Source organism: Nonomuraea sp. NPDC049141, assembly GCF_040648415.1.
Lineage (GTDB): Bacteria > Actinomycetota > Actinomycetes > Streptosporangiales > Streptosporangiaceae > Nonomuraea.
Window position 1 is genome coordinate 280,912 of the sequence record NZ_JBEZDR010000008.1, and the last position, 13,682, is coordinate 294,593.

Here is a 13,682-nt window from a genome sequence, read left to right on the forward strand (position 1 = left end):
CGTGGCGTCCGTACCTCTCAGGCGCCGGGAGGGGCTCCGGGCCCTGCTGTGGCTGTCGCCGTGGCTGGTGGGCTTCGGGGTGTTCTTCGCCTACCCGCTGCTGGCGACCGTCTACTTCTCCTTCTTCAACTACGACCTGTTCTCGCTGAAGTTCAACGGCCTGGACAACTACCGCTACTTCCTCCAGGACGACCGGGCCTGGCTCTCGATCCGGAACACGGCGTGGCTGGTGGCCGTCATGGTGCCCGCCCAGGTGCTGTTCGCCCTGGGCGTGGCGCAGCTGATCACCAAGCTGAAGTCCGGCGTGGGGTTCTTCCGCACGCTGTTCTACCTGCCGTCGCTGGTGCCGGTGACGGCGGGGACGGTGGCCTTCGTCTTCCTGCTGAACCCGGCCACCGGGCCGTTCAACCGGATCCTCGCGCTGGTCGGCATCTCCGGGCCCGACTGGTTCGGCGACAAGGACTGGTCGAAGCCGGGGCTGACGCTGCTGGCCATGTGGGGCGTCGGCAACATCATGGTGATCTTCCTGGCGGCGCTGCTGGACGTGCCCCGGCACCTGTACGAGGCGGCGGCCATCGACGGGGCCGGGGCGTGGCGGCAGTTCCGCAGCATCACGCTGCCGACGATCCGTCCGGTGCTGATGTTCTCGGCGGTGACCGGGGTCATCTACACGCTGCAGTACTTCACCCAGGCGATGATCGCCTCCCGGGTCGCGGCGGGCGTCACCGACGCGCCGGGCACCTCGTTCGTGCCCGGGTATCCGGAGATGTCGACGCTGACGCTGCCGCAGTGGCTGTTCCAGACGGGCTTCCGTGACTACACGATGGGCTACGCCTGCGTGCTGGCGCTGGTGCTGTTCGCGGCGTCGATGGTGTTCACACTGGTCCTGCTGCGGCAGTTCCGCGGGTTCGAGGAGGTGGCTTGATGACCGCCACACTGCTGGCGCCGTCCTCCCAGGCGGCGGGGCGGCGCGTCCGGGTCCGGCGTGGCCGTGCCAAGAAGGTGCTGTACTGGATCGCGACGCACGCGACGGCCGTCGCGCTGGGGATCGCGTTCATCGGGCCGCTGGTCTTCGTCCTGCTGACGGCGGTCATGTCCGACAATCAGACGCTGACCGACGAGCTGTGGCCGCACACCTGGAACTGGGCCAACTTCGGCGAGGTGTTCGCCAAGTCGCCGATCCTGCTGTGGCTGCGCAACACGATGATCTACGCGGGGCTCGGCACGCTGTTCACGCTGCTGTCGTCGATCCCGGTGGCCTACGCGCTGGCCCGGTTCCGCTTTCGCGGGCGCAGGGTGGCGTTCCTGCTGGTCATCACGATGATGATGCTGCCGCCCCAGGTGGTCGCGGTGCCGATCTACCTGATCTGGGCGCGGCTGAACCTGACCGGGACGCTGCTGCCGCTGATCCTGCCGATGCTGCTCGGCGACGCGTTCTCGATCTTCCTGCTGCGGCAGTTCCTTCTCTCCATCCCGCGCGACTACACCGACGCGGCGCGGGTGGACGGCTGCACCGACTTCAGGACACTCATCCGGGTGGTCCTGCCGATGGCCAAGCCGGGCATCGCGGCGGTGGCGCTGTTCCAGTTCTTCTACTGCTGGAACGACTACTACGGGCCGCTGCTGTACGCCGCCACCAACGTCGACAGCTGGACCCTGTCGGTGGGGCTGGCCTCGTTCAAGGCGCTGCACAGCGTGCAGTGGAACCTGACCATGGCGGCCACGCTGCTCGTCATGGCGCCGGTGATCATCGTGTTCTTCTTCGCCCAGAAGGTCTTCATCGAGGGCGTGACATTGACAGGAGTGAAGGGTTGAAACTGGCCGTGGTGGGGGGCGGCTCGACGTACACGCCCGAGCTGATCGACGGGTTCGCGCGGCTCCGCGACGAGCTGCCGGTCACGGAAATCTCACTGATAGATCCCGATTTATCGCGACTTGAGGTCGTTTCCGGGATGGCGCGCCGCATGCTTGCCCATGCCGGGCATCCGGCCCGGGTGCTGGCCACCTCCTCGGTCGAGGAGGGCGTCTCGGGGGCGCAGGCCGTCCTGTTCCAGCTGCGGGTGGGCGGGCAGGCGGCGCGCGACGTGGACGAGACGCTGCCGCTGCGGTGCGGCTGCGTGGGGCAGGAGACGACCGGCGCGGGCGGGCTGGCCAAGGCGCTGCGCACGGTGCCGATCGTGCTGGACATCGCCGAGACGGTCCGTACGCACGCGCCGGAGGCGTGGATCGTCGACTTCACCAACCCGGTGGGCATCGTCACCCGCGCGCTCCTGGACGCCGGGCACCGGGCGATCGGGCTGTGCAACGTGGCGATCGGCTTCCAGCGCCGCTTCGCCGCCGCGCTGGGCGTGCCACCGTCGCGGATCTCGCTCGGCCACGTCGGGCTCAACCACCTGACCTGGGAACGGGCCGTGTACCTGGACGGCGAGGACGTGCTGCCCGCGTTGCTCGCCGCGCACGCGGAGTCGCTGGCCGACGACCTTGCGCTGCGTCCCGCGCTGCTGCGCCGGCTCGGTGTGGTGCCGTCGTACTATTTGCGCTATTTCTACGATCATGACGCGGTGGTGGAGGAGCAGCGGGCCAAGCCGTCGCGCGCGGCCGAGGTGGCGGCGATGGAGACCCGGCTGCTGGAGATGTACGCCGACCCGTCGGTCGTCGAGAAGCCGGTGCTGCTGGGCGAGCGGGGCGGCGCGTACTACTCCGAGGCGGCGGTCGCGCTGATCGCCTCCCTGCTCGGCGACCGCCCCGGCACCCACGTGGTGAACGTCCGCAACCGCGGCACGCTGCCCTTCCTGGCCGACGACGCGGTGATCGAGGTGCCCGCGGCCGTCTCCGCCACGGGCGCCGAGCCGCTGCCGGTACCGCCGGTCGAGCCGCTGTACGCGGGGCTGATCGCGCACGTGTCCGCCTACGAGACGCTCGCCCTGGAGGCGGCTCGGAACGGCGGTGCGGACCGGGTCCGTGACGCCCTGCTGGCCCATCCCCTGATCGGCCAGGACGCCACCGCGGAGGAGCTGACCGGCCTGCTGCTGGAGGCCAACCGCGCGTACCTCCCGTGGACGGTGAGGTAGTGGAGCACCGCAGGCTCGTCCTCGCGGTCGACGGCGGCAACAGCAAGACCGACGTGGCGCTGGTCACGGAGGACGGCGAGGTGCTGGCCACCGGCCGTGCGGGCCCGTTCGCGCCGCAGAGCGAGGGCGTGGCGGCGGCGCTGGACGTGGTGGAGGAGGCGGTACGGCAGGCGCTCGCGCAGGTACCCCTGGGCGGCGCACCCGGCCCGGACCGCTCCCCCGACGCGCCCGGCCCGGACAACTCCCCCAACGACGCGTCAGGCCCGGACCACTTCCCCGACCGGCCCACCGTCCTGGGCCGGTTCGATCATGTGGCGGCCTATCTGGCGGGGGCCGACCTGCCGGTCGAGGAGGAGGCCCTGGCCCACGAGTTCGCCCGCCGGGGCTTCGGCCCGGACATCTCCGTCCGCAACGACACCTTCGCCGTACTCCGGGCGGGCGCGTCGGGTCCCTGGGGCGTGGCCGTGGTGTGCGGCGCGGGCATCAACGCGGTCGGCGTCTCCCCCACCGGCGAGGTGACCCGCTTCCCCGCGCTCGGCCACCTCAGCGGCGACTGGGGCGGCGGCCAGGGCATCGCGGAGGAGGCGCTGTGGCACGCCGCCCGCGCCGAGGACGGTCGCGGGCCCTCGACCGCGCTGGCGGAACTGTGCACACGGCACTTCGCCGTGGGCACGGTCGAGGAGCTGATCCTGGAGATCCACTTCGGCCGTCTGGACGAGTCCCGCCTGCACGAGCTCACCCCGGGCGTCTTCGCGACGGCCGCGGCGGGCGACCCGATCGCCAGATCGCTGGTGGAACGCCAGGCGGAGGAGATCACCGTGCTGGCGGAGGTCTGCCTGCGCCGCCTGGACCTGCTGGAGACGCCCACGGAGGTGGTGCTGGGCGGCGGCATCCTCCAGGCCCGCGACCCGCTCCTGACGGCCCTCCTGGACGCCTCGTTCGCCGCCAGGGCGCCCCGGGCCAAGATCCTGGTGGTGGACGTCCCGCCCATCGTCGGCGCCGCTCTCAACGGCCTGGAGCACCTGGGCGCGACGGACCTGGCCAAGGCCCGCCTGCGCGCCCGCTACGAACGGGCCTGACAGGCCCTGGAAGCGATCACGACAGCGACCACGACGGCGGTCACGGCGCCGGGACCGGCTGCGGTCACAGCGGCGGTCGCGGCAGCGGCCACGACGCCGAGGTCACGACGCCAGGACCGGCAGCGGTCACGACGCCGGGACCGGGCCGCCGGTGAGGAGCGTCTCGACTCGGGTCCGGACGTCGGGGGTGTCGAGGCCGCGGACCGTGAGGGTGGTGCGGCGCCGTACGACATCGTCGACCGTCGCCGCCCACTCGTGGTCGCGCGCGTAGACCGCCTGCGCCCAGATGTCCGGCCCGTCCGGATGGATGCGCTCGCCGAGCGCGGGCGTGTCCCGGATGAGCCTGGCCAGGTCGAACGCGATCGAGCCGTAGTGCGAGGCGAGGTGGCGGGCCACCAGCGGGTCCATCCGGGCGCCCGGGTCGCGGTCGGTCCACAGGCGCATCGCGACCGCGTCGGGGCTGGCCAGGCCGGGCAGCGGCATGGCGGGCAGGATGGCCGCGAGGTCGTCGCCGAGCGGGTGGCCAGGCAGGTGGGCGAGCGTGTCGAGGACGACCTTGCCGATGTGCCGGTAGGTGGTCCACTTGCCGCCGGCCACCGACAGCATGCCGCCCTTGCCCCGGCTGAGCACCGTCTCCCGCTTGGCCGACGACACGCCGCCGGGACCGCCCGGCAGCACGCGCAGCCCGGCGAAGGCGTAGGTGATGTCCTCGCGCCGCAGTTGCGAGTCGCGTACGGCGTGCCCGGCCTCGTCGAGGATCTGGGCCACGTCGGCGTCGGTGGCGCGCACGCCGGCGGGGTCGCCCTCGTAGGCCTCGTCGGTGGTCCCGAGCAGCAGGTGGTCCTCCCACGGGACGGCGAAGGACACGCGGTACTTGTCGATCGGCGTGGTCAGGGCCGCCTTCCACGGCTCGTGGCGGCGCATGACCAGGTGGGCGCCCTTCGACAGGCGGATGCTCGGCGCGGCGCCGGGGTCCTCCATGCGGCGCAGGTGGTCGACCCACGGGCCGGTGGCGTTCAGCACGAGGCGGGCGTCGACGCCGAACTCGGTGCCGTCGAGCCGGTCGCACAGCTCCGCCCCTGAGACCGTGCCGCCGCTCTCGCGCAGGCCGACGACCTCGGCGTGGTTGAGCACGACCGCGCCCGCGTCGACGGCGGCGCGCACGGTCATCACCGCGACCCTGCTGTCGTTCATCTGGTGGTCGCCGTAGACGGCGGCGGCGCGCAGCCCCTCGGGCCGGAGCGCGGGCACCCGAGCCAGCGCCTGGTTGGCGGTGATGACCCGGCCGAGCCCGTCGCCGAACACCGACAGCGCCGAGTAGAGGAACACGCCCGCGCCCAGCTTGGCGGCGCCGTGCGGGCCGCCCCGGTAGACCGGCACCACGAAGGTGAGCGGCTTGACCAGGTGGGGGGCGATGTCGCCGGCCAGCGCCCGGCGTTCGCGGTGGTTCTCGGCGACCAGCTTGACGTTGCCGGTCTGCAGGTAGCGCAGGCCGCCGTGGACGAGTTTGGAGGAGGCGCTGGAGGTGGCGCCGGCGAAGTCGCCGCCGTCGACCATGGCGACGCGCAGGCCCGCCTGGGCGGCCATCCAGGTGACCGAGGTGCCGAGGATGCCGCCGCCGATGACCAGCAGGTCATAGGTGCCCCTGGACAGCTCCTCGCGGGTCTCGGCGCGGGAGGCGATCGTGGTCATGGGGTGCTCCAGTCGAGGCTGCGTTCGATGGCCTTGCGCCAGTTGCGGTATTCGCTGTCGCGCACGTCCTGGCCGATCTTCGGCCGCCACTCGGCCGCCTTGTGCCAGTTGGCGCGCAGGCTGTCGGTGTCGGGCCAGTAGCCGGTGGCCAGCCCGGCCGCGTAGGCGGCGCCCAGGCAGGTGGTCTCCGACACCATCGGCCGCACCACCGGCACGGCGAGCACGTCGGCGAGGATCTGCATGAGCAGGTTGTTGGCGGTCATGCCGCCGTCGGCGCGCAGCGAGGTGAGCGCGAGCCCGGCGTCGGCGTTCATCGCGTCGACCACCTCGCGCGTCTGCCAGGCGGTCGCCTCCAGCACGGCCCGCGCGATGTGCCCCTTGGTGACGAACCCGGTCAGCCCGGCGATCACGCCGCGCGCGTCGGAGCGCCAGTGCGGGGCGAACAGGCCGGAGAACGCGGGGACGAAGTAGCAGCCGCCGTTGTCCTCGACGGTGCCCGCGAGGGTCTCGATCTCGGCGGCGCTGGAGATCAGGCCGAGGTTGTCGCGCAGCCACTGCACGAGCGAGCCGGTGACGGCGATCGAGCCCTCCAGCGCGTACGTGGCGGGGGCGTCGCCGATCTGGTAGCCGACGGTGGTGAGCAGCCCGTGCTTGGAGGCGACCGGCTCGGTGCCGGTGTTCATCAGCAGGAAGCTGCCGGAGCCGTAGGTGCTCTTGGTCTCGCCCGGGCCGAAGCAGGTCTGGCCGAACAGGGCCGCCTGCTGGTCACCCAGCGCCGCCGCCACCGGCACGCCGCCGTCGGCCGTGCCGTACACCTCGGCGGAGGGGCGGATCTCCGGCAGCATCGCGCGAGGCACGCCGAGCGCGGCGAGCAGCTCGTCGTCCCAGCTCAGCGTGCGCAGGTTCATCAGCATGGTGCGGCTGGCGTTGGTGACGTCGGTGACGTGGCGGCCGGTGAGCCGCCAGATCAGCCAGCTGTCCACGGTGCCGAACAGCACGTCGCCGCGCTCGGCCCGCTCCCGCAGCCCGGGGGTCTCGTCGAGCAGCCAGCGGATCTTCGGCCCGGCGAAGTAGGTGGCCAGCGGCAGCCCGGCCCGCTCGCGGAAGAGCTCCTCGTGCTCCGACAGGGACCTGACCAGGGCGTCGGTACGGGTGTCCTGCCAGACGATCGCGTTGGCCACGGGCCGCCCGGTGTGGCGGTCCCACAGGACGGTGGTCTCGCGCTGGTTGGTGATGCCGAGGGCGACGAGCTGGGCGAAGTCGATCCCGCTGCCGGTGACGGCGTCGGCCACCACGCCCTGGACGGCGTCCCAGATCTCGGCGGCGTCGTGCTCGACCCAGCCGGGCCTGGGGAAGATCTGCCGGTGCTCCCGCTGCGCCACCGAGACGATCCGGCCGTCCTGGTCGAACACCATGCACCTGCTGGACGTGGTGCCCTGGTCGATGGCGGCTACGTACTGCGGTCGGGGCACGGCTTCCTCACTTCGATGTGTTCGGCATTGCCGAACGGGTTTGCTTGGCGTCTCAACACGTCACCGGCTCAGGTCGCGGGTGATGGCGCGGGCGGCGTCGCGGACGTAGGAGACGATCGTGATGCGCGGCTCGCCGTCGTCGGCCAGCCGTTCGACGGCGCCTCTGACGCCGATGGCGCCGACGGTGACGCCGCGGCCGTCCCTGATCGGGGCGGCGATGGAGACCTCGCCCTCGACCAGCTCCTCCACGTCGCAGGCCCAGCCCCGGCCGCGGACCAGCTCCAGCTCCTTGGCCAGGTCGTCGGCGCCGGTGATGGTCCTGGGCGTGAAGGCGGGCAGCCCTTCGACGGCGGGCTCGTCGCCGCGTGTCGCCGTGGCGCTCGCGTGGGACGTCTCGGCGGTCGCATGGGGCGCCCCGCCGGACGCGTGAGGCGTGTTGGCGGACGCGTGAGGCGTGGCGCCGGACGGCGGGTCGAACGCCGCCCCCGCGTCGCCGTACGGGTCGTAGGCGAGCAGGACCTTGCCGAGCGCGGTCGCGTGCGCGGGCAGCAACGTGCCGACCTGCAGGACCTGCATGCTGTCGTCGGGCCTGAACACGTGGTGGACCACCAGGACGCCGCCCTCGTGCGCGGTGCCGATCCACACGCTCTCCCTGCTCCGCCCGGCCAGGGCGTCGGCCCAGTTGAGCGAGCGGGTGCGCAGCTCGTTGACGTCGAGGTAGCTGCTGCCCAGGTGCAGCAGCGTGCCGCCGAGCCGGTAGCGGCCCGTGGCGGCGTCCTGCTCGACGAAGCCGACATGGACCAGCGTGCGCAGGATGCCGTGCAGCGTGCCCTTGGGCAGGCCCATCGCCCGGGCCAGCTCGGCCACGCCCAGCTCGCGCGGGCCGGAGGCGAGCAGCCTCAGGATGCCGGCGGCCCGTTCGACGGACTGGATGGTCTCTCCCACGCCCCACACCGTACCGTGGTTCGGCAATGCCGAACAGATGCAGCGTGAACTGTCATCAGGAAGGGGGCGCGGGGCTGGACATCGGCTCGTCGGCGCCGTCGGCCGCCACCTCGGGCGGCCGGTGCTCGTACGGGGTGCTCAGCACGACGGTGGTGCGCGTGGAGACGTTCGCCGACGCGCGGATGTGCTGCAGCAACTCCTCCAGCGCCAGCGGCGTGGCGACACGCACCTTGAGGATGTAACTCTCGTCGCCCGCCACGCTGTGACACGCCTCGATCGCGGTCAGGTGGGCCAGCCGCTCGGGCGCGTCGTCGGGCGCGGCCGGGTCGATCGGCTTGATGGACACGAACGCCGTCATCGGCAGCGCGATCGCGTCATAGTCGATGATCGCGGCATAACCGCGAACGACCCCGCGCTTTTCCAGGCGGCGGACCCGCTGGTGCACGGCGGACACCGACAGCCCGGTCTCCCTGGCCAGATCGGTGAAGCTCATCCGGCCGTCGCGGGCCAGCAGCGTGATGATCTGGCGGTCGATCTCCTCCATCGGTCAAAGGTAGCCGGTCGTGGTCACGACATGGTCCCGACCGGGGTGGCACCTCTGTTCATGGCATGTTCGACCAGCGTGATGAGCACTTCCCGGCCGGAATCCCGCCTGCGGGCGTCGCAGCGCACGATCGGGATGTCCGGGTCGAGGCCGAGCGCCTGCCGTACCTCGCCGACGGTGAACGGGCGCGCGCCTTCGAAGCAGTTGAGCGCCACCACGAACGGCTGCCCGCGCCGCTCGAAGTAGTCGATGGCCGGGAAGCAGTCGGCCAGCCGTCGCGTGTCGGCCAGGACCACCGCCCCGAGCGCGCCCATCGCCAGCTCGTCCCACACGAACCAGAACCGTTCCTGCCCGGGCGTGCCGAACAGGTACAGCATGTAGTCGTCCCGGATCGTGATCCGGCCGAAGTCCATGGCCACGGTCGTGGTCGGCTTGGCCTCGACACCCGAGAGGTCGTCGATGTCCGTGCCGATGTGCGTCAGCGCTTCTTCCGTACGCAGCGGACGGGTCTCGGAGACCGCGCCCACCATCGTCGTCTTGCCCGCGCCGAACCCGCCCGCGATCAGGATCTTGATCGCGGTCGGCAACCTCCATCGATCAGTACGACCGAAGTCCATCCAGCACCGCCTGTACATCCCTCCGCGGCCGTGCCGCGCATGCACAAATCCGCCCCGAGGAGCCGTGGTCAGTGGAACCTGTCAAGGCGCAGAGAAAAGGTCGAATCACATGCCTGGCATCGAGACACCCTAGCAACGCCACATATTCCACTCAAGCCACAATCATCCTCAGGAATGAATATGTCATGGTTTGTCGTATCTAGACCAGTTATTCGCTCCTGCTGTCCACTGCGGTAAAGGCCCCTGTCATGGCAGGTTGCGAGACCGTAACGGCTTCAGAGGGCCTAGCCGGAAATGCCGTGCAGCCCCGCGTTGAACCCGATCTGCCGCCGCAGGTACACGGCGGTGCGCGGGCTGCGCTCGCGTACCGGCTTGAGCAGCTCCAGAGCCTCACGCGCCAGCTCCGCCATCGCGTCCGTGACCTCGGTGCGGCTGACGCCGAGCATGAGCACGTTGAGGTCGCCCCAGCTGACGTCCCTGCGGTAGGAGGCGAGGTCGCCCAGCAGGTGCAGGTAGCGCTGCACGTGCGCGCTGACGGCCCGCAGCTCCCCCAGATGATGCCGGGCCCACTCGTCGCCCGCGTAGATCCAGTGCGACAGGTCCACGAAGCAGGATCCCCGGCTGTCGGCGTTGTCCAGGTAGCGGGCGAAGGTGGGGATGACCTGGGTGTCGCGCCACACCCACGCCCTGGCCATCGCCTCGAACATGCCGGCCAGCTGATCCCGCCAGAGCACGCGATGGTCCTCGAAGTCCTTGACCGTCGCCAGCTCGTCACGCAGGTCGGCCAGGAACCGGGTGACCGCCGCCCGTGGCACCGCGCCGTCGGCCACCGCCAGGCAGTCGCGGGCCAGGGCGGTCACCTGGGAACGCGTCGTCGTCGTGTGGTCCACCAGCCGGTCGACGGCCGACACCCAGAGCGCGGTCCGATTGACGATCTTGAGCGCGTTGGACGTGGCCCACGGGGCGCTGAAGGCACCGGTCAGCGCCAGAGCGGCGTAGAAGTCCGCGTCGAAGGCCGCCGGCGGGAACAGCCCGCGGTACATCTGGGCGCACCGACGTAGATCCCTGCCGCACTCCGCGGCCAGTGCGCACGCCATGCCGAGCTCGAACGCCTCGTCCAGCTCGTCGTCCGCCATCCTAGAGCCATCCCATGGGCATGCGGATCATGGGCGACGACCCCCCCAACCGGCATTGCTGCCTCTACTGGCGAATTCTCACATGATCAATCACATTCGATCAAGGCGGGGACACCACCCTGTAACCCCGCACTGTCACCTCCATGTCATCGAGAGTGTCAGCGTCCATGTGCCAGCATCCACCGAGTCGGCCCGCCTGTCAGCCACTGTTCTCAGCCCGCCCCGATCGCGATGAACGAGACGTCGTCGCCGCGGGCCGCGCGGAGCGCCTCCGCCAGGCTGAGTCCGCGCCGCAGCCCGTCGTGCAGGGCCACCATGACGGGCACCGCCGCCGCGTCGTTCACCGGCACGACACTGGCCACGATGCCGGCCGTGCCGAGGCGGAGCAGCGCGGTGGCCGGCCCGAGCACCTCATCGGCCCCCACCGCAGCGACCTGCCCGGAGTCGCAGCTCGACAGCACGAGCCGGTAGGGGGCGCGGCGCAGCCGTTCGAGGTCGTACACGGTGAGGGGGCCGTCGTCCAGCAGCAGCGAGGAGAACAGCGGACTGTCGGCCCGGAACGTCCCGTGCGCCGCCAGGTGCGCGAGACGGCAGCCGTCGATGGCCGCCAGCACGCCCTGGGCCGTCGCCGAGCCATCGGCCAGCACGGTGGCGAGTCCCGCGGCTTCGCGGTACAGCTCGGCGATGGAGCGCACCTCGCCGTCGGCGTTCGCCACGCCGGGCCCGCGTACGAGCACCACACCGCCGTCGGCGGGCGGGACGGCCGTCCTGGCGCGCAGCCACGCCGCCGCCGACGGCGCCACGCTAAAGGCCCTGCGGCGCAACGCGGGCAACAACGCCCAGGGCGCCCCGTGCAGCGTGCTCGCCGGCACCACGACCAGCGGCTCACCGCACGGCCGTCCGTCGCTCGGCTGCCTGTCGCTTGGCCAGCCGTCGCCTGGCCGCCCATCGCCTGCCGACGCGCCGTCCGGCCGCTCGTTGCCGAGACGTGTCGCTACCGGTCCCAGGAGGGCGCGTTGCAGCCGGTCGCCGAGGCGGGCGAGCTCCTGGGGGGCCGCGCGGTCCTGGTAGGCCAGCCGCCGCAGTCGCGATCTGGCGAACTCGATCTCCGTGACGGCCGCCGCCACGGGACCGACCGTGAACCGGCGTACCCGGCCGTCACCGCACAGCAGCGCGTACAGCACCCCGTCGACCACCACCAGCTCGACCAGCCGGCCGCCGCCGATCGCCGCCAGCAGCCGCCGGCCGCCCGGGCCCGGGTCGTCGTCGCGGGCCCCGGCGCCGCGTACGCGCAGTGTGGCGGCCCGCACCCGCGCCTCCAGCCGGTCCCGGTCGCGTTCCAGCGTGGCCGCCGACGAGCTGCCCTCGGACCGTGCCCGGCCCAGCAGGTGGTCGGTCTCGCGCAGCGCGGCGAGCTGGGCGAGCAGCCAATGGTCGTCGGGCGGGCGTACGGGAGGCACGTCCAGCGAGGTCGCCCGCCACCGTTCGGTCCAGGCGAGCAGCCGCCGGGGCCGTCCCACGCGCAGCCAGTGCCGCTGGGCGAGCGTGACCAGCTCGGCGCCGTGCGCGGTCGCCAGGGCCCGCAGCTCCGACGAGCCGAACGCGAGCCGGTGTTCCTCGATCAGCGCCAGTCCCGCCCGGCAGGCGTGCAGCAGCCGCCGGGGCCGCCCCGCCGCCTCCGCCCGCAGCGCCTCGGCCAGCCAGCCACCCGCCCTGGCCGTCGCGGGACCACGGTGCCGGGCCCGCGCCGCCTCCGCCAGATGATGATCCGCCTCCCGCCCCCTGCCGAGCACCAGCGCCGTACGGCCGGCGAGCAGGTGAGCCTGCCACACCTCAGGCGAGCCGAGCCCCGCCAGCCTGGCGGCCAACCGCCCGGCCTCGGCCAGCGCCCTGGCAGACACCACCCCATCCCCTGAACCCACACCACCGGCGGGCTGCCCGACCAACGGCCCGGAGGCCGCCACACCACCGGCCGCCCGCCCAACCGACGCCGCACCACTCACCGAAGGGCCGGACCCGCCACCAAGCAACCGGCCGGCCCAAGGACCGGAGGGCGCCGCGCCACCAGTCGATGCCACGGCCTCGGCGAACCCGGCCTGGACCAGGATGAGCTGGGCGTGTGCCGCCCACCAGGCGCGGCGCTGGCCGGCGAACAGGGCCCGCGCCTCCCCCGCCCGCGCCCGGGCCGTACCCGGATCCCCGGCCAGCAGCCCGGCCCGCGCGGCGATGAGCAGCAGCTCGGCCCGCATGGTCGCCTGCCCCCGGAGCCGCGCCAGGTGCCCCAGCGCACCGTCGGCCTGCTCCAGCGCGTCACGCGCGAGCCCGGCCGCCAGCAGCACCGCGCACCGGTCGGCGGCCAGGTCGAACATCGGGGTGCCGAGCGCCTGGAAACCCCGTTCGGCCTCGTCCAGCAGATCCAGCGCGACCGGCAGGTCACCCGCCCTGAAGGCGACGACCCCGCGGTTCTGGATGGCGACCACCGAGTCGTGTTCCTGGCTGGTGGTGGCGAACATCCGCTGGGCCACCCGGAAGTCCTCGTCGGCCAGGGCGACCGAGCCGCGCGCGAGCCGGACGTGCCCGCGCAGGGTCAGCGCGCGGGCCGCCCAGACGGTGTCGCCCGCGCCGAGCAGCGCCGGGGCGGCGATCTCCAGGTCGTCGAACGCCTCACCGTGCCGGCCGAGGATCCATCGGGCACCCGCGCGTCTGAACAGCACCCGCGCCCTGGTGGTGCCGCTGGAGAGGGCGGCCGCCCTGTCGAGCGCGGACAGGCCGGCCCTGGTACGGCCGTGCTGAAGGAGGGCGATGCCGAGCGTGGCCAGCACGTCGGCCTCGCGGTCGGGCGAGCCGGAGCGCCGCGCCAGCCGTACCGCCTGCCGAAGTTCGCGGATCGCCGCGTCGAGGTCGCCGAACTCGCGGCGCAGGATGCCGATCGCCTGATGCGCGATCGAGGCATCGTACGGCCCCCGCCCGTCGGCGAGCATGGCCGTGGCGGCCGTCATGGCCTGTCGCGGACGCGCGAAGACCATGGCCAGCACATCGTGCGGATCAGCCGGAATCCGGGAATCCCTCGCCGTTTCCCCAGACACGGAGTCGATGGTAAACGCGGCCCATCCGGGCGTCCATGCG

11 protein-coding genes are annotated in these 13,682 nt (G+C 72.3%); 4 read left to right on the forward strand and 7 right to left on the reverse strand.

Annotated elements, in window-relative coordinates; all coding sequences use genetic code 11:
• The first annotated feature begins 1 nt into the window (after position 1).
• Genes AB0B91_RS25705 through AB0B91_RS25720 form a run of 4 tightly spaced genes read left to right on the forward strand, consistent with a single transcriptional unit; the run spans position 2 to position 4,150 of the window.
• Positions 2-925 (forward strand): sugar ABC transporter permease, encoded by a 924-nt coding sequence (locus AB0B91_RS25705; protein ID WP_358324328.1) that lies wholly within the window; start codon positions 2-4, stop codon positions 923-925.
• Positions 925-1,815 carry a carbohydrate ABC transporter permease gene (locus AB0B91_RS25710; RefSeq protein ID WP_358324331.1) on the forward strand — a complete coding sequence of 297 codons (891 nt, stop codon included), beginning with the start codon at positions 925-927 and terminating at the stop codon, positions 1,813-1,815. Before AB0B91_RS25705 ends, AB0B91_RS25710 begins: the two co-directional genes overlap by 1 nt.
• Positions 1,812-3,071 carry a 6-phospho-beta-glucosidase gene (locus AB0B91_RS25715; protein WP_358324334.1) on the forward strand — a complete coding sequence of 420 codons (1,260 nt, stop codon included), beginning with the start codon at positions 1,812-1,814 and terminating at the stop codon, positions 3,069-3,071. The genes AB0B91_RS25710 and AB0B91_RS25715 overlap by 4 nt, the downstream gene beginning before the upstream one ends.
• Complete coding sequence (locus AB0B91_RS25720; RefSeq protein WP_358324338.1) at positions 3,056-4,150, forward strand: BadF/BadG/BcrA/BcrD ATPase family protein; 1,095 nt, start codon at positions 3,056-3,058, stop codon at positions 4,148-4,150. The genes AB0B91_RS25715 and AB0B91_RS25720 overlap by 16 nt, the downstream gene beginning before the upstream one ends.
• A gap of 126 nt (positions 4,151-4,276) precedes the next feature.
• Here the strand turns inward: AB0B91_RS25720 and AB0B91_RS25725 are convergent, their stop codons facing one another.
• The 7 genes from AB0B91_RS25725 to AB0B91_RS25755 all read right to left on the reverse strand — a co-directional run bounded on the left by AB0B91_RS25725 (position 4,277) and on the right by AB0B91_RS25755 (position 13,642).
• Positions 4,277-5,842 (reverse strand): glycerol-3-phosphate dehydrogenase/oxidase, encoded by a 1,566-nt coding sequence (locus tag AB0B91_RS25725; protein WP_358324341.1) that lies wholly within the window; start codon positions 5,840-5,842, stop codon positions 4,277-4,279.
• Positions 5,839-7,314: a glycerol kinase GlpK gene (gene glpK / locus AB0B91_RS25730; protein WP_358324344.1), complete on the reverse strand. Its 1,476-nt coding sequence runs from the start codon at positions 7,312-7,314 to the stop codon at positions 5,839-5,841. Before glpK ends, AB0B91_RS25725 begins: the two co-directional genes overlap by 4 nt.
• A 60-nt stretch (positions 7,315-7,374) precedes the next feature.
• On the reverse strand, positions 7,375-8,259 hold the full coding sequence (locus AB0B91_RS25735) for an IclR family transcriptional regulator (RefSeq protein ID WP_358324348.1): 885 nt from the start codon (positions 8,257-8,259) through the stop codon (positions 7,375-7,377).
• 55 nt (positions 8,260-8,314) lie between these two features.
• Entirely contained in the window at positions 8,315-8,803 is a 489-nt protein-coding gene (locus tag AB0B91_RS25740) for an Lrp/AsnC family transcriptional regulator (protein ID WP_358324351.1), read from the reverse strand.
• A gap of 23 nt (positions 8,804-8,826) precedes the next feature.
• Positions 8,827-9,420, reverse strand: coding sequence for an ATP/GTP-binding protein (locus tag AB0B91_RS25745; protein WP_358324354.1), 594 nt, complete (start codon positions 9,418-9,420; stop codon positions 8,827-8,829).
• Between the two features lie 284 nt (positions 9,421-9,704).
• On the reverse strand, positions 9,705-10,556 hold the full coding sequence (locus tag AB0B91_RS25750; RefSeq protein ID WP_358324357.1) for a terpene synthase family protein: 852 nt from the start codon (positions 10,554-10,556) through the stop codon (positions 9,705-9,707).
• Positions 10,557-10,768: 212 nt separating this feature from the next.
• Complete coding sequence (locus tag AB0B91_RS25755) at positions 10,769-13,642, reverse strand: CHAT domain-containing tetratricopeptide repeat protein (protein WP_358324360.1); 2,874 nt, start codon at positions 13,640-13,642, stop codon at positions 10,769-10,771.
• Positions 13,643-13,682 lie beyond the last annotated feature (40 nt).